The organism is Camelimonas sp. FR25 (assembly GCF_059740505.1).
In genome coordinates this window covers 74,741-97,510 of sequence record NZ_JCAWFG010000008.1, presented here as the reverse complement: position 1 = coordinate 97,510, position 22,770 = coordinate 74,741, and the positions used below count along the sequence as shown (strand labels likewise).

Below are 22,770 nucleotides of genomic sequence, written 5' to 3'. Positions count from 1 at the left end.
GGCATGACGGCAGTGGGGGCAGATGTGACATGCGGATGGCGTCATCCAGCAGGCAATAGGCCTCAGCTTGGCCCCTCTCGGCGTCTGCCGCCACATGCCCTCCAACGCTTTGCCCGCACCAGGCTTCACCGAGGTCGCCGGCCATCTGCTCGACGGCGCCGACGAGACCTGAGCGCCGCCGCCCATAGCCCGCCGCCCGCCTCCTGCCGCCCGCCGCGACAAACGCGACTGGCGATGCGCCATGGCGCAAGGCCCCTCGCCCCCGCAACAGCGCCCCTACACATCGCGCGCCCCCTGCCCGTCATGCCCGTGCTCGTCACGGGCATCCACGCTCTTCTCTTCGCATCCATCGCAGGCACGCCGCGCCCCACAAAACGCCACACGCCCGAACCGCCACACCTTGCTCCACGCGGCGCAAGACGTGGATGCCCGTGACGAGCACGGGCATGACGGCGGGTGGGGCCATGAGCGGAGATGGCGGGATGTGGCGGGGAGCGGCAGGTGCACAACGCGCGGCGCTCGCCCGCCATGCTCCTTCCCTTACGCAGCGCTTCATGCGCGCAAACGCAAAACGCCCCCGTCTCCGGGGGCGTTCGCAATCACCTGTGCACGCCGGCCAGCGCCGGCGGCGCCTGTGCTTAGCGCTGCTCGCGGCGCGCCATGAAGGCGAGCTTTTCGAACAGGCTGACGTCCTGCTCGTTCTTCAGCAGCGCGCCGTGCAGCGGCGGGATCGCCTTGCGCGGGTCACGCTCGCGCAGCGCGTCGGGGCCAATGTCTTCGGCCATCAGCAGCTTGAGCCAGTCGAGCAGCTCAGAGGTCGACGGCTTCTTCTTGATGCCAGGCACGTCGCGCACGTCGAAGAACAGCTGCAGCGCCTCTTCCACCAGACGGTGGTGGATGCCGGGGTAATGCACCTCGACGATCTGCTTCATGGTGTCTTCGTCGGGGAAGCGGATGTAGTGGAAGAAGCAGCGGCGCAGGAAGGCGTCCGGCAGTTCCTTCTCATTGTTTGAGGTGATGATCACCACCGGGCGCTGTTTGGCCTTGATGGTCTCGCCAGTCTCGTAGACGTGGAACTCCATACGGTCGAGTTCCTGCAGCAGGTCGTTGGGGAACTCGATGTCCGCCTTGTCCACCTCGTCGATGAGCAGCACGACGCGGCCTTCGGATTCGAAAGCCTCCCAGAGCTTGCCCTTCTTGAGGTAGTTGCGGATGTCATGCACGCGCTCGTCGCCGAGCTGGCTGTCGCGCAGGCGGCTGACGGCGTCATACTCGTACAGGCCCTGCTGCGCCTTGGTGGTCGACTTGACGTGCCAGGTCAGCAGCGGGGCGCCCAGCGCACGCGCAATCTCCTCGGCCAGCACGGTCTTGCCGGTGCCAGGCTCGCCCTTCACCAGAAGCGGACGTTCGAGAACAATCGCCGCGTTGACGGCGACCTTCAGATCCTCCGTTGCGACGTAGGAATCGGTACCCTGAAATCGCATGCTGCTTTCCATTTTTATTCAATCGTTGCCGGGCGGACAGTAGGCGCAGACAGGCGTATCAAGCAAGTGCTTGATCGATTATTTCGGCCATCGCCTGGGCGCGCCGCAGTCCAGTCAGTCGTGGATGGCGCTGTCGACTTCAGCGCCGCGATTATAGAAGCGGATCATCTCCGGAATGTCTGGCCGCACCTTGCACTGGTGGCCATAGAGCCGGCGAAGCGCTTCGCTGAAGCGGCCGCCGCGTCCGAGAATCTCATCGGCGAAGGCGATCATCCGCGAGTTCGGCCACATCTGCGGCCGCACCTTGAGGATGCGGGCGAAGATGGCGTCCTCGGTGGCCTCAGGGTGATCCTGCAGCAGCAGCGTCGCCATGGCGGCGGTCGAGCGCGACACGCCCATGTGGCAGTGCACCAGCAGATGATCCTGCTTTTCCGGCACTAGATCGATGGTCTCGCCGAACTCCAGCAGCTTCAGCACGTCCTTTCGCTCCGGCATGATCATGCCTGCCGTAGGGGCAATGATGTCATGGAAGCGCAGCGTCAGGCGGCGGTGGTCGCCGTAATCGTCGAAAGCGTCAGGGTCTTCGCGGTCCGGATCGAGAATCGACAGCACATGGGTGACGGAGCGGACGCGCTGGTCGGGCAGCTCATCAATGCCGCACACCACAAATTTGTCCCTGATGCTCTCACGCATGCCGTCACCTCTCCCTGTTTTCCGCGCTGTTCATACCGCGCCGTGGCGGTAGCCGCCATATATTCTCTGAGGCGTTACGCCATCTCCGCCGGGCTGTCGACCCGCCAGCCCCAGACGGCCTGGCCCCGGCACAAGAAGACGATACGGCAATGCTGCCGGTCCCGCAGTGATGTGGCGCGCGGCGCTAGTCATGCGCGCACCGTAACGGCCATTTGTCCGGACAAGACCCGAGCATTACCTGGCAGTTAACGACGACAATACAGTGATGCAGACCATATTAATCCCTGTGTTGAAATCATGGCGGCGCATTTCGCGGACAGATCGCCTGAATTTGATCAACCTGTCCGCTTCATTACAGAACATTAATTTGAAACGCCGCGGCAGGCGCCCCACATTGCCATCACTGTTCTGGAGGACTGATGAACATGAACAAATCGATCGCCGCTCTCACCCTCAGCGCTGCTCTCGCCCTGTCGGGCGCCGCATTCGCCCAGCAGGCGGACGGCGCGAAGGCCGATGGCGCAGGCCCGGCCAAACATCATCGCATCAGCGCCGATGACAAGGCCGCCCTGCTCGACGCCCGCCTCGCGGGTCTCAAGGCTGGCCTGAAGCTGAACGCTGAGCAGGAGAAGTTGTGGCCGGGCGTTGAGACCGCCCTGCGTGGCCAGGCCAAGGAGCGCGCCGAGCGCATGGCCAAGTTCCGTGAAGAGCGCAAGGAAGCACGCGAAGAGGGCAAGAAGCCTGACTACATCCAGCGCCTGCGCGCTGGCGCCGACATGGCGACCGAGCGCGCCACCGAGATGCGCAAGCTCGCCGACGCCGTTGAGCCGCTGTACAAGAGCCTCGACGACGCCCAGAAGCGTCGCCTCGCGGTGCTGCTGAAGATGGACGGCCCGAAGGGCGATCACCGCGGCCCGCACAAGGACCACAAGGGCGGCCCGCGCCACTAAGGCTTGCACTGGCGCATCCCACTGATGCGACCAACGCCTGCTACGGAAGCGCCCTGCGAGGGGCGCTTTTGTTTTGCAAGCCCGGCCTGTCCGTTCGCGCCACGATGAACACGCGCGACGCCTGTCGCGGCATCTTGCCGCCTTAAGATCACCAGCTTGCGTTTTGCTGCACCTGACCTCGCCACAATCCTGGGATGATGTGGCGGGGTCAACTTCATCGATGCGGCGAATCCCCCATGTCGTCGCTGCGGCGTAGATGGCGTCCCTTCCCCAGGATCGCCTCACGGCGATCCCGGAAGGGGCCGGAGCAGGCCGACGGACGCTAGCCCCCCCATCGGCGTCCACGGCCCATGCCACGACCAGTCTCCCCCGATGCTGGTCGTGGCGCTCCGCCCCCGGACGGCGCAGCAGGCCTTGCCCTTGCGCCCATCCTATCAAGCGCTCCATGTCGATGACGCGGTGACCCAACGACGTCGCCTTGGCGCGCGACGCCGCCGCAACGACCAGGGCCGGGTTGCGCCAGGGCTGCGCCGACTGGCGCTGGACAGGTTCCGCAACATGGCTTGCGACGTTGGCCTGGTTTGACTGGGGCTTGCTATCCCTCCCTAATGCCATGATAGACATGGTCGCTGGCCGGTCGCCGGCTGCGGCGCGCCCTGCGCGCGTTAAGCAGCCGGGGTCGGCGCGACAATGAACAAGATGGGCCGAACAAGATGGGCCATTGTCCGAAGACGCGTCAGCCGCAGCGATCTGCGCGTGGCGCGGCCTTACGACATGGGGGGCCGCTGACTGCATTTACCCGGAGGCGTTGCGGCGCATCCTGGTAAATGCAGGCGGCTCCAGGGCGCGCCCGCCGGCGAGGGAGCAGCATGTTTCTTAAATTCTTCACCGAATTGCGCGGCGCCAAGGTGCCGGTCTCGCTGCGCGAATATCTCGCGCTGATCGGCGCGCTCGAGCAGGATCTCGCCGAGAAAAAGGTCGACGATTTCTATTACCTGGCCCGCACCTGCCTGGTGAAGGACGAGCGCAATCTCGACAAGTTCGACATGGTGTTCGGCCGTGTGTTCAAGGGGCTTGAGAAGGTCGGCGACGCCATTGAGGCGGAGGAGATCCCGGAGGAGTGGATCCGCAAGATGGCGGAGCGTTACCTCACCGAGGATGAGAAGAAAGAAATTGAGGCGCTTGGCTGGGACAAGCTCTGGGAGACGCTCAAGGAGCGGATGAAGGAGCAGAAGGAGCGCCACCAGGGCGGCAACAAATGGATCGGCACCGCCGGTACCTCGCCCTTCGGCGCCTATGGCTATAACCCTGAAGGCATCCGCATCGGCCAGGACAAGAACCGCAATTTCTCGGCGGTGAAGGTGTGGGACAAGCGCGAGTTCAAGGATCTCGACGACGACGTCGAGCTCGGCACCCGCAACATCAAGGTCGCCCTGCGCCGCCTGCGCAAATTCGCCCGCACCGGCGCGGCCGAAGAACTCGACCTCGACGGCACCATCCATGAGACCGCCAACAAGGGCTATCTCGACGTGCAGCTGCGGCCTGAGCGGCGCAACGCCATCAAGGTGCTGCTGTTCCTTGACGTCGGCGGCTCAATGGACTGGCACGTGGAGAAGGCCGAGGAGCTGTTCTCGGCGGCGCGCACCGAGTTCAAGCATTTCGACCACTTCTATTTCCACAATTGCCTGTATGAGCGCGTGTGGAAGCAGAACAGCCGCCGGTTCCAGGAGGTCACCTCCACCCAGGACATTATCCGCACCTTCCCGTCGGATTACCGCGTGGTGTTCGTCGGCGACGCCTCCATGAGCCCCTATGAGGTCACCATGCCGGGCGGCTCGGTCGAGCACTGGAACGACGAGCCGGGCAAGGTCTGGCTGGCGCGCATGCTGGAGCACTTCCCCAAGTCGATCTGGCTCAATCCGGTGAAGGAAGAGCACTGGAACTACACCCAGTCGATCGCCCTGATCCGCGACATCTTTGGCCACCGCATGTTCCCGCTGACCCTCGAGGGTCTGGACAAGGCGATGCGCGAGCTGTCGCGCTGATCAGGGCCTGATCTGGCTGACCACGCCAAATCGGCGGCCAGTGGCCCGCATCAATGAGTGCGCGAGGCTGGAAAACCTTTACATTGCAAGCGAACGCCGGGCTCATGGCCCGGCGTTTTGCATTTGCGCATATGGCGCCCATTGGTCGCCCTTCTCTGCCGACGGCTAGCCAAACTCAGCCTGCAGGGCAATCTCCGTTCATCAGCGGCTGCAACATGCTGTTCTGATTGCCTTCGGTGTCCTCAAAGGCGATGAAGCGGCCGACGCCTGGAATGCCCATTGCCTCGCCGATGATCCTGCCGCCGAACTGCCGCACCCGGTCCATCGCCGGCTCCAGCTCGGTGACAGCGATGACAATCGACGTCCCAGGGACGCCCATCATCTCCTGCCCGTTCGCTTCGGCAGCGCAGCCTGGCGAATAAAATCCGCCGCCAATGGCGCCGCGATGGGTCGGGCCGGGCACATCGGCGTCGGCTGTCGTGGCCAGCAGATAATGGCCCATATCGGCGCCCAGCTGATCCATCTTCCAGCCGAACGCCCCTGCGTAAAAGGCGGCGACCCGCGCCCGGTCATGGGCGGGCATTTCAAAATGCACCACCGGGCACATGCCCGTAACGGCGGCGGCGGCAGCGGTGGTGGTGGTGATGCTGGCGTCGTTCATGGCGTTCTCCCCGTTGTGATCATCGCCAGCATAGACCGATTTATGTTGATATCAACATATCAAGCTGCGACACTGGTCACAGTTTGCTGAAGCGTAACGCCTCGCTCCCTTCTGCGGCGGGCCCACTAAACCTGGAATTGGACCAGGACCTGGACTTGACCTGGACGCGGGCGCGCGCGCCGCTTAAGCAGGCGCTGCCCGACCGGGAGCGGCCAGCGAGCATGGAGTGAGGGTGTGGACATGCCCCAGCAGGACACGAATGGAGCGCACGCCGCCGGCGTCGAGCCTGGCTTCGCCGACACGCTGCTGGTGCGCGACGCCTGCCTGTGCCTGCACGCGCAGCGCGCCGCCCGGGCGCTGGCCCGGCGCTTTGACGCGGCATTCCGGCCTTTTGGCCTGACCAATGGGCAATTTTCGCTTTTGATGGCCATCAACCAGCCGCAGCCGCCGGGCATCGGCGTGCTGGCCAGCATATTGGCCAGCGACCGCACCACGCTGACGGCGGCGCTCAAGCCATTGCAACGACGCGGCCTGATCGACAGCCTGGCGGACCCTGCCGACCGCCGCAGCCGACGATTGTGGCTAACGCCAGCCGGGCTGGCGCTGCTCGCCGAGGCCCTGCCGGTATGGCGCGCCATCCATGCGCAGGTCGAGGCCGAACTTTCGCGGCACGGGGCGTCGGCCTCCGCCTTGCGCGAGGCTCTGGGCGTTGTGGTTGAGCGCAGCGTCCCTGCGCCCTGTACCGACGCTGGCGGCTAAACGTTCCGCCGCGCGGGACCAGCGTCATCCAGAGCCTGGCCCCTGCCCCGCGCGCGACCTGAGGCGCGCCCTGCAAAGCTCAGGCGCAGCCGTCGCGCACGGCTCAACCTGCGGCGCCCAGCGGGTTCTGGCGTCAATCCAGGATGCGAAGTCGCTGACGCATCCGCATCCTGACATGCTCAGGCGCCGCACGGGCTCATCCAGAGCCCAATGAGCCATGCTCATCGGGTTCTGGCGTCAGCCCTGCCGCACCGGCGTGTGCACCACCAGGCCGTCGAGCTCGGGCGTCATGAAAATCTGACAGGACAGGCGGGAGTTCTCGCGCACGTCGAAGGCGAAATCGAGCATGCCCTGCTCCATGTCTTCGGCCTTGCCGACCCGGTCGATCCATTCGTCATCGACATAGACATGGCAGGTGGCGCAGGCGCAGGCGCCGCCGCATTCGCCGAGAATGCCGGGTATATCGTGCTTCAGCGCCACTTCCATCACGGTGGCGTTGTCGGCGGCGTCGATGGTGCGGCTGGCGCCATCGGCATCGATATAAGTGATCCTGGGCATACCCTCTCCTGATGGCGATCGTCCGGCGGGCCGGAGCGTGTTTGACGCTGCATGTTATCAGGCGCGGCGCGACGGGGCGCTACCCCTCCTTTCGCAGGTACGGGATAATTGTCTCATTAACAGCGATTGCCGATGCGCCTGTTCGATCGGGGGCATGGTTCATCAGGCGATGGTCAAGCCCGATAGGCGCTTGAGCCAATAAGGGCGCGGTTACGTCAGCAGCTTCGCGACCCGGTATAAGCAGCGCCGACCAGGGTTGCAGGCGAGCGGGGCGTGGCCACAAACGTAAACAAGCTGTTAACATGCTGGAATATCTGGTAAAAAAGTCGTTAACGACGTTCGCAGATCGAGGCTGGGCAAGGGTTTCATTGGCTTCAGCCCCCCTCTAGACTGAAGCCAGTAAAGATGGGTGAGGAGTCTGTGGAGCAGTGCGCACGCCGCATTTGCGACCCAGCCTCCACAAGTCCTGGCCTCGCCAGGCGCAAGAGGCGGCAGAATGTCCAAGGACAAGAAGCTAATTGATCCTGCAGCTGCGGTGCTTTCAGCCCTCGAAAAGGAGCTGCTGGGCGCGGGGCTTGATGATCTTGAGCGACTGACTCCGGTGAAGGCGGCTGGCGGCGTAGCCTCGTCTGTAAAGACATCCGCCACCGGCGCGCCAGGCTCCACCGCCTCAGCCGCCGCCGCGACCGGTGAGGCCGGGACCAGCAAGCCAGCTGCCCAGGCTGGCGCACCGGCTGGTCAGCCGAATAGCCAGCCAAACGGCCAGTCTGTTAGCCAGTCTGGCGGCAAGGCCAGCCCAGGCGATGCAGCGAAGGACATGGCGACCAGCGCCGGCGCGCCGGCACGGCCAGACCAGACGCCCGCAGCCCCTGGCGCGAAGGCCGCCGCCACTCCAGACGAATCCCAGAAGTCGCAGGCCGTGCGTCCGACGCTGACGCCAGGCGTCGCCGTGCGCCCCAGCGCTCCTGGTCCGTCCGCCACGGCCCGCGTCGAGACCGCGCGCGATGCTGCGCCCGAAGTGGGCGGCACCCGCATTGGCGCCGCTGGCACGCTGAAGACCGAGACCACCAACGACGCCGCGTCTGCAGCTGCGCCGGAGCCAGCCAAGGCTGGCGCCGGCAAGCCCCTGGACGGCGAACGCCGGGGTATGAATTCCCAGGACGCCAGGCCGGTGGCTGACGCCAACACCCCTGGCGCCGCCAACGCCGGCCCACGCGCCGCAGCTGCCGCTGCACATGCGGCCGCCAGCGGCGACGCGCCCAATCCCGACGCGCCCAAGCCCGATGCGGCCAAGCCCGACGCAGCCAAGCCTGACGCGGCCAGGACCAGCTCGCCCGCTTCCGATACTGCCAAAGCCGATGCTCAAAAGTCCGACGCGAAATCGTCCGATTCTCCGAAGTCGGCGAACGTAAGCAAGGCCGCTCCGGAATCTGGTCGTGCGCCCGCGCCCACACCTGCGCGCGCCCCAGCGCCATTGCCTGGCGCACGCAAGGTAGGCGCGGCCATGCCTGGCGCCAGTATGCCTGGCGCCAGCATGCCAGCCGCCGCGCGCGGCGGCGACGACAGCATCCGTTCGCCGCGCGCCGACGCGCCTGCCTTCACGCCTCGCCCTTCGCATGGCCCCACCCCTGGCCCGCAAATGCCCGCCGCCGCCTCGCTGGCTGGCGCCCAGGCCAGCGCCACCCCACGTCCGGGCCAGGTCGCGGCGACGCCTGCGGCTGCCGCAGCGCGGCCCGCTGGCCTTACATCGGGCGGCCTGCCGTCCGGCGCGGTGTCCACGGCATCGATGACTGCCGGCGCAACGGCGCTGGCCATCCAGCCAACGCTGTCGGCGGCTCCCCAGCCGGCCAGCAAGACTGACGCGAAGGCGAATGAGCCCGGTGCCAGCGGCGCCAACAGGAGCGCCCCCGGGGCGCAGGACGCCCGGGCGACCGGCGCGGCCCAGCCAGGCGCTGCCCAGGCCAAAATCGCCCAGCCCTCCCCGGCCGCTGCGCCTGCAGAGCAGACCACCCGGTCGGCTGGCGAACGGCGCGTGGTGTCGCCTGACACCAGCCGCGTCGCCAATGACGACCGGTTCAATCTGGAGAGTCTCGCCGGCTTCAGCCGGGCGCGCGCCTCGCGTCTGCCCTGGCTGGTCGCCGCCGTCGCCTCGCTGGTCTGGCTGGCCGGCGGCGCGCTGGTGGCCTCGGATATGCTTGGCCTCGCCACCATCGCCCCGCAGCAGATCTTCAATCAGCTCGGCCCGGTGCGCAGCCTGCTGGCTGGCGTCGCACTGCTGGCGCCGGTGCTGCTGTTCTTCCTGATCGCCGCCATGGCGGTGCGCGCCGCGCAGATGCACCAAGCCTCCCGCGCCCTGATGGGCGCCGCCGTGCGCATGGCCCAGCCGGAATCGCTGGCCATGGAATCGGTGGTGTCGCTGTCGCAGGCCGTGCGCCGCGAAATGGCCGCCATGGGCGATGGCGTCGAGCGCGCCCTCGCCCGCGCCAGCGAGCTTGAGACGCTGGTGCGCAGCGAAATTTCCACGCTCGAGCGTTCCTACGCCGACAATGAGGTGCGCATCCGCGCCCTCGTCGAGGAGCTGAGCGAACAGCGCGACGGCATTATCTCCAACGCCGAGCGCGTGCGCACCGCCATCGAAGGCGCGCACCAGCACATCACTACCGATTTGCTCACCGCCAGCCGCAGCATCGCTGAGGCGGTGGCCGCCGCCGGCGGCCAGGTGACGGATTCACTGGCGGCGCGCGGCGCCCAGATCACCGAGGCGCTTGGCAAGGCTGGCGACCAGATGGTCGACGAGCTGACCTCGCGCGGCGGCGATTTGGTCGAGCGCATGAGCGCCACCTCGGTGACCGTCTCGAAGACCCTGACCGAGAAGTCGGAGGCTATTGAGAAGACCCTTGGCGCCGCTGGCGACAAGATGTCGGCTGGCCTCAGCGCCGCCGCAGCCGATGTGTCGCGCCAGCTGGCCGCCACCGGCGACACCGTCAACAAGGCGCTGGTTGAACGCGCCCAGGAGGTCAATCAGGGCCTGCTGAACTCCGGCAAGGAGCTGACCACCTCGCTCGCCGCCGGCAGCGAAGACCTGCGCCAGAAGATTGAAGGCGCCGGCAAGGTCGTGGTCGACATGATCGGCAATCGCGGCGGCGCCCTTGCCGACCGCCTGGTCGACACCATCGAGAGCCTCGGCTCGACCCTGCGCGATAACAGCCAGAAGCTGGAAGACACGCTGGCCGCCTCGGGCGACCGCTTCACCTCGCAGCTGGACACGCATAGCGCCGCCGCCCGCAAGGTGTTCGAGACCAGCGTCAGCCAGCTGTCCGGCAGCTTCGAGCAGCAGAGCGTCACGCTGCAGAAGGCGCTGGCCTCGTCCGGCCAGCAGCTGGCCACGCTGTTCGACGCCCGCACCAGCGCCCTGCGCGCCACCTTCGAGCAGACGGTGGGCAAGCTCGGCAAGGATGTCACCAGCCACGCCGACCAGCTCGAGACCATGCTGGCGCGCTCCACCGACACCTTCGCCAGCGTGCTCGACGCCCGGGGCGAAACCCTGCGCAACGTCATCGACACTGGCGTCAACCGCATGGGCGAACAGGCCCGCTCGGTGGCCGCAGAAATCGAGAAGACCATCACCACGTCTGGCGAGCGCTTCAGCGGTCTCGCCACCGGCGAGAGCGCCCGCCTGCGCGCCACCTTCGACGAGACCTTCGGCCGCCTTGGCGCGGACGTCGAGACCTATGTCACCCGGTTGCGTGACACCTTCGGCGAGACCTCGGGCAAGTTCAGCGCCACCCTCGACACCCATGCAAAGGCGACCGTCGAGGCCATCGACGGCAGCCTGGGCAAGGTGTCCGAGAGCTTCCGCGCCAGCAGCGCCGAAATGCAGGCGCTGCTCGCCCGCCAGGCGTCGGAAACCCATGAGAGCATGGCCAACAGCGGTCGCGAGGTCATCGTCGCCCTCGCCCGTCAGGCGGCCCGCGTCAATGAGGCGCTGACCAGCAACGCCACCGCCCTCACCGATAATCTGCACACCCGCGCCCAGGAGGCCGAGAAGGCGCTGTCGAGCCAGTTCAACAGCCTCGACGAGCGCGTCATCGCCCCTGCTGGCAAGATGATCGAGACGCTGGCCACCGCCACCGACGATCTCAGCAAGCGGATCGAAGGCAGCATCGAGCGCATTGAGACCGTGGTGGTTGGCCGTGGCTCTGGCCTCGCCGACAAGCTGGCGAGCGAGGCGGCCCGCGCCGCCGAGATCATCGACAACCGCGTCAACACCTTCGAAGAGCGCGCCGCCACCCGCAGCAGCGAGCTGTCGCGCGCCCTGGACGGCGCCATCGAGCTGCTCGATCGCAATCTGGAGGCCCGCGCCTCGGCGATCAGCCGCTCGCTGGAGACCCGTTCGACCGAGATCGCCCGTGTGCTGGCCAGCGGCGGCAGCGAGGTCGCCGGCGCCCTCACCTCGAAGGCGGACGAGATCAACGACGCCATCCTGCGCCACACCGCCAATCTCGCCAGCCTGCTGGTGGGCCGCGCCGACAGCATCAATGTCACGCTCGGCGCCCGTGCGGCGGAGATCAGCGAGGCGCTGGGCAAGCACGTCGACAGCTTCGAGAGCGCGGTCGTCAGCCGCCTCGACAGCGTCAACGGCGCCCTCGCCGCGCGCAGCGACAATCTGGTCAACGCCCTCGACCAGCGTCTGGAGACCATCTCCAACGTGCTCGACCAGAAGGGCGGCAAGCTGGTGGGCGACCTCGACGCCCGCGGCGTCGACATGGCCAATTTGCTCGACAGCCGCACCAGCAGCTTCCAGCGCTTCATGGGCAACCAGATCGCCCGCCTGCAGACCACCTTCGGCGAGCACGCCGATCGCATGGGCGGCGACATCACCGCGCGTCTGGAGAGCCTGATCGGCGAACTGGACAACAAGGGCGAGAAGCTGGTGCTGTCGCTCGAAGGGCGCGGCAAGGAGGCCTCGACGCTGCTCGACGCCCAGACCGCCCGTCTGGAAGAGGCCGTCGCCAGCTCGATCGACCGCATCGCCAATGGCTTCGCCAGCCGCACTGGCGCGGCCGTCGCCAGCCTCGGCGCCCGCATCAACGATTTGGCAGGCGGCTTCGATACCTCGGCCCGTCGCCTCGTCGACGACCTCGACCAGCGCCACACCGCGCTCACCGAGACGCTCGACCAGCACGCCGGCAAGGTTGATGCGGCGCTCGACGCCTCGATGGCCCGCATCGCCGGCTCCTTCGCCGAACATGGCGGGGCCGTCGCAGCGACGCTTGGCGCGCGCATCAGCGGCATGCTGGCGCGCCTCGAGGACAACGGCAAGGCGCTGCTCAGCGCGCTTGATGAGCGTGATGGTCGCCTGGCCGAAGGCATCGACGCCCAGACCAATGTCATCGAAACCGCGGTCGACGGCTCGCTCGAGCGCATCACCACGGCGCTGCAGTCGCATGGCGGCTCGGCCGTGGCCTCGCTCGGCTCGCGCATCGACGCGCTGATCGGCGACCTCGACCGTCGCGGCCAGCGTCTGGCCATGACCCTCGACAATCGCGGCCGTGACCTCGCCGTGCTGATCGAGCAGAAGACCGAGGCGCTGGAGACGGCCCTCGAGGCATCGGCGGAGCGTGTCGCCACCGCCTTCGACAGCCGTGGCCAGCAGGCCGCCAATGTCATCGTCACCCGCCTCGAAGCCGCCGCCGGCGATTTCGAGAGCCGCAGCGCCCGCCTGGTCGCGGCGCTCGACGCCCAGACCCAGTCGCTGGCCAGCGCCATCGACGATCGCTCCTCGGCCCTCAGCGACCAGCTGTCCACATCGACGGACCGCCTGTCGCATCTGTTCGACGCCAAGGGCGGCGCCGCAGCGGCGGCGCTCGGCGCAAGGATCGACGCCCTCAGCGACGCGTTCGAGGAGAAGGGCGCGCGGTTCATCGGCCTGCTGTCGGGTCGTGGCGGCGAAGTCGCCGGCGCGCTGGAGCAGACCACGGCCCGCGCCGTGGCGGCGCTGGACGCCCAGATCGTGCGACTGTCCGACGTGGTCGCGAGCCGTGGCCAGTCTGTCACCGGTGAACTCACCGGCCAGATCGACCGGCTGTCCGGCCTGTTCAATGACCGTGGGGCCGAGCTGGTCTCGGCGCTGGGCGAGCACGGCGACACCATCGCCGACGCCATCGCCCGCAGCGCCAGCCATCTGGAATCGCGCGTCGGCAGCCAGATCATGCGCCTGGACAATGTGTTCCAGAGCTACGGCCAGACCATCTCGGCCGTGGTCAATGACCGCATCACCGCTGTCAGCACGACGCTGGACGCCTCCAGCTCGGGCCTGGTCGAGAGCATCGACGGTCGCGCCCGCCTGCTCGACCACCTGCTCGGCATGCACGCTGGCCGGATCGGCGAGTCGCTGGTCAGCAGCATCGATCGTATCGAGGCCACGCTGACCCAGCAGGGCGAGCGCCTGATCGGCGCCGTCGACCGCAGCGCCAGCCAGCTCGAAACCGAGGTGACGCGCATCAGCGACGCCGCCGCCCAGAAGATCGACGCCAGCAGCGGCGCCATCTCGGATGCGATGCGTGAAGGCGCCGCCGCCGCGACGCGCAGCATCGTCGAGACGACTGACGCCACCAGGACCAGCCTAACCGCCAGCACCGCCGGCATGCGTGAAGCCGTCGACGCCGCCGCCAGCGCCATGCGCAATGCGGTGGAGACCGCCGCCAGCAGCGCCGTCAGCGTCATCGGCTCGGTGAGCGACAGGTTGACCGCCGACGTGCCGGAGCTGATCGAGCGCCTCGCCATGGCCAACCGCCAGCTGCAGGACGTGGCGATCAGCGCCGGCCGCAATCTGGCGACCATCGAGTCCAATCTCAACGACCGCATCGGCGAGCTGACCGAAGCGCTGAAGCTGGTCACCGAAGGCGCTGGCGGGGCCAATCGCGACCTCGCCACCCAGATCGCGACCATGAAGGCGGTGGGCGAAACCACGCTGGCGGAAGCCGCCGCCGTGGCCACCCGCTTCGGTGAGGAAGGCCGCGCCCTGACCACCCTGGCAGGTGAGCGCATCGCCGCCCTGCGCGACGGCGCCGAGCGGCTGGACGAGGCCGAGAAGCGCCTCGCCAGCGGCCTCGACAGCAAGCGTGAGCATCTCGACGAAATGGCCAAGGCCATCGCCGATCGCACCACCGATGTGGAGAATCTGTCGGGCGCCTTTGTCGGCCTGATGGAGAACGCCATTCGCAGCGCCGAGACCCGCGCCAGCCAGATCACCAATCTGCTGCGCGCCACCTCGGAGCAGGCGTCGACCACCCTCGCCAGCCAGCTCAACGCCCTGCGTGAGGCGGCCGAGAAGCAGCGCGACGAGACCGCCGGCGCCATGCGCTCGGTCTATGACGAGGCTGTCAGCGAGGCCGGCAAGGCGATCGAGCAGACCACCGCGAAGTTCCGCGGTGTGGCTGAAGACGTGCGGTCGATGGCCGCCGAGATCACCCGCGACCTCGAGCTGACCCGTTCGGAGATCTCGCGCGGTGTGTTCGAGCTGCCGCGCGACACCCAGCAGTCCACCGCCGCCATGCGCCGTGTGGTCGCCGAACAGATCCGCGCGCTGAACGAGCTCAACGACATCGTCAACCGCGCTGGTCGTCCGCGTGACGCCGTGGCTGCGCCGCGTCAGCCGGTCGCCGCCGCAGCTCCTGTGGCGGCCCCTGCCCCGACCAGCGTCGCCGCCCAGCCGGCGCCGGATGCGCCGCTGGCATGGCCGCCGGCCGCCGCCAACCGTCAGGCGGCCCAGCCGGCGCGCCGCGAAGCCGCCCGTCCGGTCGCCCAGCCGCCGGCAGCCCCGGCCAGGGCGCCTGCCCCGTCATCGGCCCAACCGCCGGCCCAACCGCCGGTCGCTGCTCCTGCCCCTACCACTGCCCCCGTGCAGGCGGCGCCAGCGGCGTCGCGTAGCGAGACGGCGACAGGCGGCTGGTTGTCCAACCTGCTGACCCGCGCGTCTGACGACGAGCCCGAGACACTGCCGCAGCCGACGATGAGCGCCGCCGAGTTGCTCGACACCCTGTCGATCGACATTGGCCAGCTGATTAATGTGGCGGCGCTTGAGGCCTCATGGAGCCGGCGCAATCGCGGAGAAGCCCAGGCCTTCGGCCTCGACCTGTACACGGCCCGCGGCCAGCGCATCTTCGATGACGCCCGCGCCCGCTACCGCATCGACCCGGAGTTCCGCCAGACGGCGGACCGTTATGTGGAAGAGTTCGACCGCCTGCTGGCGGAAGTGCGCAAGAGCGACAGGGACGGCGCCATGGCGCGCAATTACCTGACCTCTGATACGGGCAAGGTCTACACCATCCTCGCCCACGCCTCCGGTCGTCTCGACCGCGTTTGAGGCAGGCCACAGCCGCCCGGGGCCCGCCCCTGTCGGCGCGCCCAGGCCAGACTGGGTCGCTTCGACATTCATCATCACTCACAACTTCACCCCCGGCCCACAAGCCGGGGGTTTTTCATGGCGCTGAGGCACGGGCGGCTGGAATGCGACTGGTGCTGGCCGCCCTTGGCTTCCAGGCGCTCTCTCCCGCGACCAGGCACACTCTGATCCCGCGCCAACCCCTTGCCCGTCATGCCCGTGCTCGTCACGGGCATCCACGCGTTGTGTCGGCGAAACCAACGCTCAGGCGCTTACGGGTTGGCTCTGCAAGGAGAAGGCGGCGGAGCGGGCCCATCGGCTCCTGGCGCGGCTTCACGTGTGGCGCGCGTCAGCCGAAGACGTGGATGCCCGTGACAAGCACGGGCATGACGCGGTCGAGGGGTGTCGGTGGTCAGGATACGAATATCAGTTAGGGGAATGCGCGCGCCTCTCACCTGTCGCGCTTGAGCTGCGTTGCCCCTGCCCAGGGCTGCACAAAGGCGCACAAGGTGAACTCGTCCCTCACCATCCCCTCGCCCGTCATGCCCGTGCTCGTCACGGGCATCCACGCGTTGTGACGGCAAGGCCAACGCTCAGGCGCTTACGGGTTGGCTCTGCAAGGAGAAAACGGCGGAGCGAGCCCATTCGCTTTTCCGCGGACTGACGTTCGGCGCGCATGAGCCAAAGACGTGGATGCCAGTGACGAGCACGGGCATGACGGCGAAGGGCGTGTTGTCAGCTGCGTGAAAATTATTTGCCGCAGCGCGCACCGCAAGCGAGCGACGCGTCGCGCTGGCCGGCGCGGTTGAAGGTGTGCCTTACCGCGTGGCCAAATCAGGCCCAACCAGCGCCCGCTCAACCAGCCGCGCTACGCCGCCCCAACCTGCATCGGCACAAGGCGCGGCTTAGCCGCGACCGGAGGCCCAGCGCACGATTTGCACCATCACCTGCTGCAGCGCCTGATCCAGCGCCTGCGAGGCGTTGCCGGCGTCGATGGCGCCGCTGACCGGAACCTCGGCCCGGAAGATGCGCGCCGCCGACACCGGGCCGCTGGCCTGAACGATGCGGGCGGTGATCTCCACCACGGCCACATTGCGCGTGGCGTCGATCTCGAAAGCGCGCAATTCACTGGCCAGCATCGCGCCGGCGTTGGCGAGGGTCGAGGGCCGGCCCACGGTGGCGATGCGGCTGCCGTTTTCGAAGGTCTGCAACAGCCGCGCCTGCACCAGTGCAGGCAATTTGTCCGACCACTGGCCGCCGCCGACAAAGCTCACCGAAGGGCCCTGGCGGACGATGATGCGCTCGCTGTTCAGCGGCTGCAGCGCCACCGGCTCGGTCACCGCCAGCTGCGAGCCGCCGCCGATGCGGCCGAAGTCCCGCGCCGCCGACAGGTCAAAGGTCGCCGGGGCCGGGCCGCCGCCGCAGCCCGCGAGGGCGGCGGCCGCGCCCAGCGTCAGGGCAAGCGCCACGGTGCGCGAGAAGCTGGCGTTCGGCATCATTGACGTCCGTTAAATTGCGGCAGGGGCGGCTTGGCGCCGAAGATGAACTGCTGCGGATTCTGGTTGATGCCGCGCAGGGTGCGATTGATCTCACCGAGCGTACGCTGGCTGTCAACCGCCAGGTTCTTCACCTCACCCAGGCCTGAACCGGTGAAGCGGTTGATGCCCACGGCGATTTCCGCCGTGCGGCGATCAAGATTGTCGGCGAGCTTGCGGATGGAGCTGGCCGCCTGCTGGATGGCGTCGACCGCGCCCTGGCCATTGGTGGAGCCGAGGAAGCTCTGCACCGATTTCAGCACGCCTTCGACCTGATCCGCCGCCTGGTTAATCTTGCCGGTGATGCCCGCCACATTGTCGACGGTGCTCTGCACATTGGCGCTGGAATTGCCGAGCGCCGTCGAGAATTTGTCGACATTGGCGATGATCGAGCTGACCTGCTTGGGGTCAATATCGCGGGCGATGCCGTCGATGGTGGCGGCCAGCGCCTTCACCTGCTCGGCGGCTGGCCCCACCTTGGCGAGGAAGGTGTTGACGTTATCGGCGTTCTCGCCCAGCGCCCTGGAGAATTTGTTGATATTGCTGATGGTGTCGTCGATCGAGGCCTGGTTCTGATCGATGATCACCGCCAGCTTCTCAGCCACCTCATTGGCGCGCTTGGCGACATTGCGGGCGCTTTCGACAATGTCCTGAAAGTCAGAACGCTCGGCCAGAATGGTGCAGCTGGGGGCCGGGCACGGCTCAAGAATGCCAGCGTCGGCCGAACCGCCAACCAGCGCCACCGAGCCTACGCCCGAGACGATCTGCACGTCGAGCAACGCCCGCGTATCGGTGCGCAGATGCACGTCGCGGCTGATGTCGATATTGGCGATCACCCGGCTGGGGTCGTTGGGGTCAAACGACACCCCCTTCACCTCGCCAACCCGGATGCCGTTGAAGGTCACCAGCGAGCCTGCGCCCAGACCGGACACCGAGCCGGTGAACACCACCTTGTAGGTGGCGCGGGTGTTGGCGCCCTGGCCGCCGCTGAACCAGAACACGAACAGGAAGCCGGCGGTGATCACCGCGAGGGTGAACAGGCCGATCAGGGCGTAATTCGCGCGCGTTTCCATGCGTTAATTGCCTGCGCTGAACGCCGCACGGGCGCGTTTGCCGTGGAAATAGGACCTGAGCCACGGATGTGTCGACGCCAGCATGGTCTCGATTGTCCCTTCAGCGATAATCTTGCCCTCACCTAACGCAGCGATGCGATCGCAGATGGAATGCAGACTGTCGAGATCGTGGGTTACCATGAAAACAGTCAGCCCCAAAGTTTGCTGCAAGGTCGAGATCAGCTCATCAAATTCACCAGCGCCAATCGGATCAAGCCCCGAGGTCGGCTCGTCGAGAAAGACGATATCCGGGTCGAGCGCCAGAGCGCGGGCCAAAGCGGCGCGCTTGATCATGCCGCCCGACAGGTCCGATGGAAATTTGTCGGCGGCGTCCGGGTTGAGCCCGACCATCTCGATCTTCAGCATCGCCAGTTCGTCGAGCAGCCGGTCCGACAGGTGCAGATATTCGCGCATCGGCACCTGGATATTCTGCTTGACCGTCAGCGACGAAAACAGCGCGCCGTGCTGGAACAGAACGCCCCAGCGCTGCTCGATCGCCTTGCGCGACGCCCGCGACAGCTGATCGAGATCCTCGCCAAACACCTCGATCTTGCCGGCGCGCTTGGGCACCAGCCCGAGAATGGCGCGGGTCAGCACCGATTTGCCGGTGCCGGAGGCGCCGACGAAGCCCAGCACCTCGCCACGCCGCACGTCGAGGTTGAGGCCCTTCATGATGGTCTTGGTTCCGAACCCGACCTCCAGGTCACTGACCCGGATCACCACTTCGGCGTCGGCGCCGGGGGCGTGGTGCCCCCGCGCGATCGCTGAAGCCGGGGGCTGCGGGGCCGGGTCGGTATAGGGCGCGCTCATCCGGCCTCCTCAGTAATTGATGGCCGCGAAGAACATGGCGAACAGCCCGTCCACCACGATCACCATGAAGATGGCTTTCACCACCGAGGAGGTCACCTGCCGCCCCAGCGATTCCGCCGAGCCCTGCACCTGCAGGCCCTCCTGGGTGGCGATGACGCCGATGACCAGCGCCATGAACGGCGCCTTGATCAACCCGACCAGGAAGGTGCTCATGCCCACCGCCTGTTGCAGGCGCACGAGGTAAATTTCCGGCGTGATGCCGCCATACAGCCAGGCCACAAGGCCGCCGCCAAACAGGCCGGCCATGGACGAGATTAAGGTCAGCAGCGGCAACACGATGATGATGGCGATGATGCGCGGCAGCACCAGAACCTCAATAGGATCAAGCCCCATCACCCGTAGCGCGTCGACCTCCTCGCGCATTTTCATCGACCCGAGCTCGGCGGTGAAGGCAGAGCCAGAGCGGCCCGCCACCATGATCGAGGTCAGCAGCACGCACAATTCGCGCAAGGTAAGGATGCCGACCAGATTGACCACGAAGGCCTGGGCGCCGAAGCGCTGCAGCTGGAACAGCCCCTGCTGGGCGACGATGCAGCCGACAAGAAACGATATCAGCGCCACGATCGGCACGCCGCGAAACCCCACCATCTCCATGTGGTGGACCACGGCCGTGCCACGGAAGCGGCGGGGATTGACGATAACGCGCGCCAGCGCCGCCACCACCTCGCCGAGAAAACTCACGCCGCTGAGCAGATCGCGGCCAGATTGCACCACGCCCTCGCCGACCTGGACGAGAAAATCCATCACCCGCGAGCGTTTCGGCGGCGGCGGCGTCTCCTGGAAGCCGCGATAGGCCACCTCATTGAGCAGCACGAGATGCTCGGGGCGCGGCTCGACGAAATCGGCTTTCAGGCCATTCTGGCCCAGCTCATGCCGGGTGCGGTCGAGGACCCAGGCCCCGAGCGTATCGAGGCGTCTGACGCGCGACATGTCGATGAGAACCGCGCCGCCGGCGTGAGCCTGGGCGCCAATGGCCGCCACGGCTTCTTCCACCGCAGCAGCATGCGACGCGTCCCAGTCGCCGGACAGTCTGACGCGCAAATCGCCGCCGCGCTGCTCGATATCCGCCAGGGGCTCATCAACCGACACAGATGGCGCGTCCCTCTTTGGCAGGTCCTGCCTGCGACCATGGGACTAACCTGCCCGTCGCCAGCTACAGGCGGCGTCGACCATCGGCATTCCCTACGATTGCAGGAATAGCCGCGAAGCCAGTGGCTGTCGAGCGCGGCGCCGCCACATGCCGGCGAGAATCCGGGCGGCGCCTGCATTTTGGCCCAGGCAGGCCACGGCTCGGCCCCTCGCGCGCATCTCTCACCAGCTGGCCGCATGCAACCCAACGGCCTGCAACTGGCGAGATATTAACCTCTGCCTGTCATTGCTGCGGCGCAGCGGCGCCCTGACATCCCGAGGCGCCATACTGCATAGACTTGATAGATTTGGGCGCGTCGCCGCGCGCCCTCCGCACTTGGGTAACAGGCCGGTTAAGCTCATGTCGCAATTGACTCCCGCTCCCCGCCCTCCCGACGCCCGTCGTACGCTCAGCGTCACGGTCGAGCGCTTCGCCATCGCAGGCAGTTTCACCATCGCGCGGGGCTCGCGCACCGAGGCGGTGGTGGTGGTGGCCCAGATCAGCGGCGATGGCGCTGCTGGCAGGGGCGAATGCGTGCCCTATGCCCGCTATGGCGAGAGCATCGACAGCGTCTGCGCCGCCATCGACAGCGTGCGCCCGGCCATTGAATCTGGCGTCACCCGCGCCGGACTGCTCGCCTTGCTGCCTGCGGGCGCGGCGCGCAACGCCCTCGACTGCGCCCTTTGGGATCTGGAAGCCAGGCTGAGCGGCGCCCCGGCGCATGTGCTGGCCGGGCTTGACCGGCTGCGACCCGCCACCACGGCCTTCACCATCTCGCTCGGCGACGCCGACGTGATGGCGCGCCAGGCTGGCGCGGCGTTTGACGCGGGCAAGCCGCTGCTCAAGATTAAGCTCGGCGCCGAAGAGGGCGACGCCAGCCGCCTCAAGGCGGTGCGCGATGCGGCCCCCGGCGCCGCCCTCCTGGTCGACGCCAATGAGGGCTGGCGCGCAGAGGCGCTCGAGGGGCTGCTCGAGGCCTGCGCCAGGGCCGAGGTCGCGCTGGTCGAGCAGCCGCTGCCGGCAGGCGATGACGCCCTGCTCGCCAGCATCGCCCGCTCCGTGCCGGTGTGCGCCGATGAGAGCATGCACACCCGCGACGGCCTTAAGGCGCTGCGCGACCGCTATGACGCGGTCAATATCAAGCTCGACAAAACCGGCGGCCTCACCGAAGCGCTGCTCACCGTGGACGCGGCGATCCAGCTCGGCTTCGGCGTGATGGTCGGCTGCATGGTCGGCACCTCGCTGGCCATGGCCCCGGCGATGCTGCTGACGCCGCGCGCCCGCTTCGTCGATCTCGACGGCCCGCTGCTGCTCGCCGCCGATCGCCAGCCCGGCCTGCGCTATGACGGCGCCGTGGTGTGGCCGCCGGAACGGGCGCTGTGGGGGTGACGGGCGAGGCTACGCCTGACGACGCCCTCCCTGCCTTTGGGTAAGGCAAAACCTATACACATCCACGGTTTCAGGCGTAATGTTAACCAGTTATTAGCCATCTCGCCGCACTGTTGGCGTGGCGGTTCCGGCGTGAATGTGGCGCTGACGACTGGCCCTGAGCGCGTAACGGACGGGATGTTCCATGAAGCTTTCCGACATCGCCACATCGATGCAGTTGGCGGATGAGGACTATCTGCCGATCTGGACCGCCCTGATGGAGACATCGCGCGGCCGCCGCTTCCTCAGCGAGTTCGCCCGGCGCACCCGCGCCGCCGAACCCCGCACCCTGCTCGACTCGATCACCAAGCTGGAGAATGCGCTGGTCGTGGCGCGCACGGCCGCCGACGCGGCGGCGGCGCCCAGCCCTGAGCCCAGCCCTGCGCCCGCAGCGCACAACGACAGCCGCCTCGCCGAGGCTGTGGCCGGGGCGCTGCCCGAGCTGGCCTACGCCGGACGCATCAACGCCGGCGCCCTCAATGATCTCGCCCTGGCGGCGGAGGCCATGAACAACGCCCTCGTCAGCGTGCGCCAGCTCACCCTGCGCCTGCACCCGCGCGAGAGCGAGCCAGCCCGCCGCGCCTGTGACACGCTCGACGCCCAGATCGGCGACATTAGCGAAATCGTCGCCGCCCAACGCATAGCCCTCAGCCATGCCGACGCCGCCTTCAGCCGATTGAGCAAGGCTACGGGCCTCGACGCGGCGCAAGGCCAGGAGCAGGCGGCGCCGGAAGCCGCGTACACGGCGCCAGAACCCGCGTCGCATCCGCTCACCGTCGCAGCGGCGCAAGGTAATGGTATCGGCAATGGCAATGGCCCTGCGGTTCAGCAATTGATTCAGGAGATCGCTGCAAGGTTGCTGCACAAGCAGCAAAACGGCGCCGACTGAGCCGGGATAAGGCGCCATGCCCCTGGTTGTGAGATTGATTCAGGCGCCGCAGCGACAGGCCTGATCCTCCAAGATTTTTGGCGGTCGCCGTTAAGTGGGGCCCGTGACGCCGCCGGCGAAAGCCTGCCGCCGCCGGGGCGCAGTGATGTGCCACGCGCATATGCGCATATGCGCAGATGCGACGGTGATTCCGGGGATAGCCGCAAGCCGCTGACATAAGGCCCGTTTTTGCCTGCGAGGCGTGTTGTCTGGCGAAGTCTCCAGTTAGGCC

Annotated in this window: 14 protein-coding genes; 6 read left to right on the top strand and 8 right to left on the bottom strand. The window is 67.3% G+C overall.

The window, feature by feature from the left end; genetic code table 11:
* Positions 1-638 precede the first annotated feature (638 nt).
* Complete coding sequence (locus AC6A67_RS00790; protein WP_498034614.1) at positions 639-1,484, bottom strand: AAA family ATPase; 846 nt, start codon at positions 1,482-1,484, stop codon at positions 639-641.
* 114 nt (positions 1,485-1,598) lie between these two features.
* Positions 1,599-2,177 (bottom strand): tyrosine phosphatase family protein, encoded by a 579-nt coding sequence (locus AC6A67_RS00785; RefSeq protein ID WP_498034613.1) that lies wholly within the window; start codon positions 2,175-2,177, stop codon positions 1,599-1,601.
* Between the two features lie 419 nt (positions 2,178-2,596).
* Here AC6A67_RS00785 and AC6A67_RS00780 point away from each other — a divergent pair, with 419 nt between their 5' ends.
* Both AC6A67_RS00780 and AC6A67_RS00775 read left to right on the top strand, forming a co-directional pair.
* The gene (locus AC6A67_RS00780) at positions 2,597-3,127 is read left to right on the top strand and encodes a Spy/CpxP family protein refolding chaperone (RefSeq protein ID WP_498034612.1); all 531 of its coding nucleotides are present in this window, start codon (positions 2,597-2,599) and stop codon (positions 3,125-3,127) included.
* 869 nt (positions 3,128-3,996) lie between these two features.
* On the top strand, positions 3,997-5,172 hold the full coding sequence (locus AC6A67_RS00775) for a vWA domain-containing protein (RefSeq protein ID WP_498034611.1): 1,176 nt from the start codon (positions 3,997-3,999) through the stop codon (positions 5,170-5,172).
* 175 nt (positions 5,173-5,347) lie between these two features.
* Here AC6A67_RS00775 and AC6A67_RS00770 read toward each other — a convergent pair whose 3' ends face one another.
* A complete protein-coding gene (locus tag AC6A67_RS00770; RefSeq protein ID WP_498034610.1) occupies positions 5,348-5,833 on the bottom strand; it encodes a VOC family protein in 486 nt (161 codons plus the stop codon).
* A gap of 240 nt (positions 5,834-6,073) precedes the next feature.
* Here AC6A67_RS00770 and AC6A67_RS00765 point away from each other — a divergent pair, with 240 nt between their 5' ends.
* Entirely contained in the window at positions 6,074-6,592 is a 519-nt protein-coding gene (locus AC6A67_RS00765) for a MarR family winged helix-turn-helix transcriptional regulator (RefSeq protein ID WP_498034609.1), read from the top strand.
* A 237-nt stretch (positions 6,593-6,829) separates the two neighbouring features.
* Here the strand turns inward: AC6A67_RS00765 and AC6A67_RS00760 are convergent, their stop codons facing one another.
* Positions 6,830-7,150, bottom strand: coding sequence for a 2Fe-2S iron-sulfur cluster-binding protein (locus AC6A67_RS00760; protein WP_498034608.1), 321 nt, complete (start codon positions 7,148-7,150; stop codon positions 6,830-6,832).
* Positions 7,151-7,646: 496 nt separating this feature from the next.
* On the opposite strand from AC6A67_RS00760, the gene AC6A67_RS00755 reads away from it, so the two are divergent.
* A complete protein-coding gene (locus AC6A67_RS00755) occupies positions 7,647-15,518 on the top strand; it encodes an apolipoprotein A-IV repeat region-like domain-containing protein (RefSeq protein ID WP_498034607.1) in 7,872 nt (2,623 codons plus the stop codon).
* A gap of 923 nt (positions 15,519-16,441) precedes the next feature.
* Here the strand turns inward: AC6A67_RS00755 and AC6A67_RS00750 are convergent.
* Genes AC6A67_RS00750 through AC6A67_RS00735 form a run of 4 tightly spaced genes read right to left on the bottom strand, consistent with a single transcriptional unit; the run spans position 16,442 to position 20,142 of the window.
* On the bottom strand, positions 16,442-17,032 hold the full coding sequence (locus AC6A67_RS00750; protein WP_498034606.1) for an ABC-type transport auxiliary lipoprotein family protein: 591 nt from the start codon (positions 17,030-17,032) through the stop codon (positions 16,442-16,444).
* On the bottom strand, positions 17,032-18,144 hold the full coding sequence (locus tag AC6A67_RS00745; RefSeq protein WP_498034605.1) for an MlaD family protein: 1,113 nt from the start codon (positions 18,142-18,144) through the stop codon (positions 17,032-17,034). The genes AC6A67_RS00750 and AC6A67_RS00745 overlap by 1 nt, the downstream gene beginning before the upstream one ends.
* A gap of 3 nt (positions 18,145-18,147) precedes the next feature.
* The gene (locus tag AC6A67_RS00740; RefSeq protein WP_498034604.1) at positions 18,148-18,993 is read right to left on the bottom strand and encodes an ABC transporter ATP-binding protein; all 846 of its coding nucleotides are present in this window, start codon (positions 18,991-18,993) and stop codon (positions 18,148-18,150) included.
* Positions 18,994-19,002: 9 nt separating this feature from the next.
* Positions 19,003-20,142: an ABC transporter permease gene (locus AC6A67_RS00735; protein WP_498034603.1), complete on the bottom strand. Its 1,140-nt coding sequence runs from the start codon at positions 20,140-20,142 to the stop codon at positions 19,003-19,005.
* A 400-nt stretch (positions 20,143-20,542) separates the two neighbouring features.
* Here AC6A67_RS00735 and dgcA point away from each other — a divergent pair, with 400 nt between their 5' ends.
* Positions 20,543-21,571 (top strand): N-acetyl-D-Glu racemase DgcA, encoded by a 1,029-nt coding sequence (dgcA, locus tag AC6A67_RS00730; RefSeq protein ID WP_498034602.1) that lies wholly within the window; start codon positions 20,543-20,545, stop codon positions 21,569-21,571.
* 184 nt (positions 21,572-21,755) lie between these two features.
* A complete protein-coding gene (locus AC6A67_RS00725; protein WP_498034601.1) occupies positions 21,756-22,499 on the top strand; it encodes a hypothetical protein in 744 nt (247 codons plus the stop codon).
* The last annotated feature ends 271 nt before the right edge of the window (positions 22,500-22,770 follow it).

What these genes read in the sequence shown, in the direction of transcription:
- AC6A67_RS00750 (WP_498034606.1), bottom strand. Translation starts at nt 17,032, where the DNA reads ATGCCGAACGCCAGCTTCTCGCGCACCGTGGCGCTTGCCCTGACGCTG.
- AC6A67_RS00725 (WP_498034601.1), top strand. Translation starts at nt 21,756, where the DNA reads ATGAAGCTTTCCGACATCGCCACATCGATGCAGTTGGCGGATGAGGAC.
- AC6A67_RS00790 (WP_498034614.1), bottom strand. Translation starts at nt 1,484, where the DNA reads ATGCGATTTCAGGGTACCGATTCCTACGTCGCAACGGAGGATCTGAAG.
- AC6A67_RS00770 (WP_498034610.1), bottom strand. Translation starts at nt 5,833, where the DNA reads ATGAACGACGCCAGCATCACCACCACCACCGCTGCCGCCGCCGCCGTT.
- AC6A67_RS00745 (WP_498034605.1), bottom strand. Translation starts at nt 18,144, where the DNA reads ATGGAAACGCGCGCGAATTACGCCCTGATCGGCCTGTTCACCCTCGCG.
- AC6A67_RS00785 (WP_498034613.1), bottom strand. Translation starts at nt 2,177, where the DNA reads ATGCGTGAGAGCATCAGGGACAAATTTGTGGTGTGCGGCATTGATGAG.
- AC6A67_RS00755 (WP_498034607.1), top strand. Translation starts at nt 7,647, where the DNA reads ATGTCCAAGGACAAGAAGCTAATTGATCCTGCAGCTGCGGTGCTTTCA.
- AC6A67_RS00780 (WP_498034612.1), top strand. Translation starts at nt 2,597, where the DNA reads ATGAACATGAACAAATCGATCGCCGCTCTCACCCTCAGCGCTGCTCTC.
- AC6A67_RS00760 (WP_498034608.1), bottom strand. Translation starts at nt 7,150, where the DNA reads ATGCCCAGGATCACTTATATCGATGCCGATGGCGCCAGCCGCACCATC.
- dgcA (WP_498034602.1), top strand. Translation starts at nt 20,543, where the DNA reads ATGTCGCAATTGACTCCCGCTCCCCGCCCTCCCGACGCCCGTCGTACG.
- AC6A67_RS00775 (WP_498034611.1), top strand. Translation starts at nt 3,997, where the DNA reads ATGTTTCTTAAATTCTTCACCGAATTGCGCGGCGCCAAGGTGCCGGTC.
- AC6A67_RS00765 (WP_498034609.1), top strand. Translation starts at nt 6,074, where the DNA reads ATGCCCCAGCAGGACACGAATGGAGCGCACGCCGCCGGCGTCGAGCCT.
- AC6A67_RS00740 (WP_498034604.1), bottom strand. Translation starts at nt 18,993, where the DNA reads ATGAGCGCGCCCTATACCGACCCGGCCCCGCAGCCCCCGGCTTCAGCG.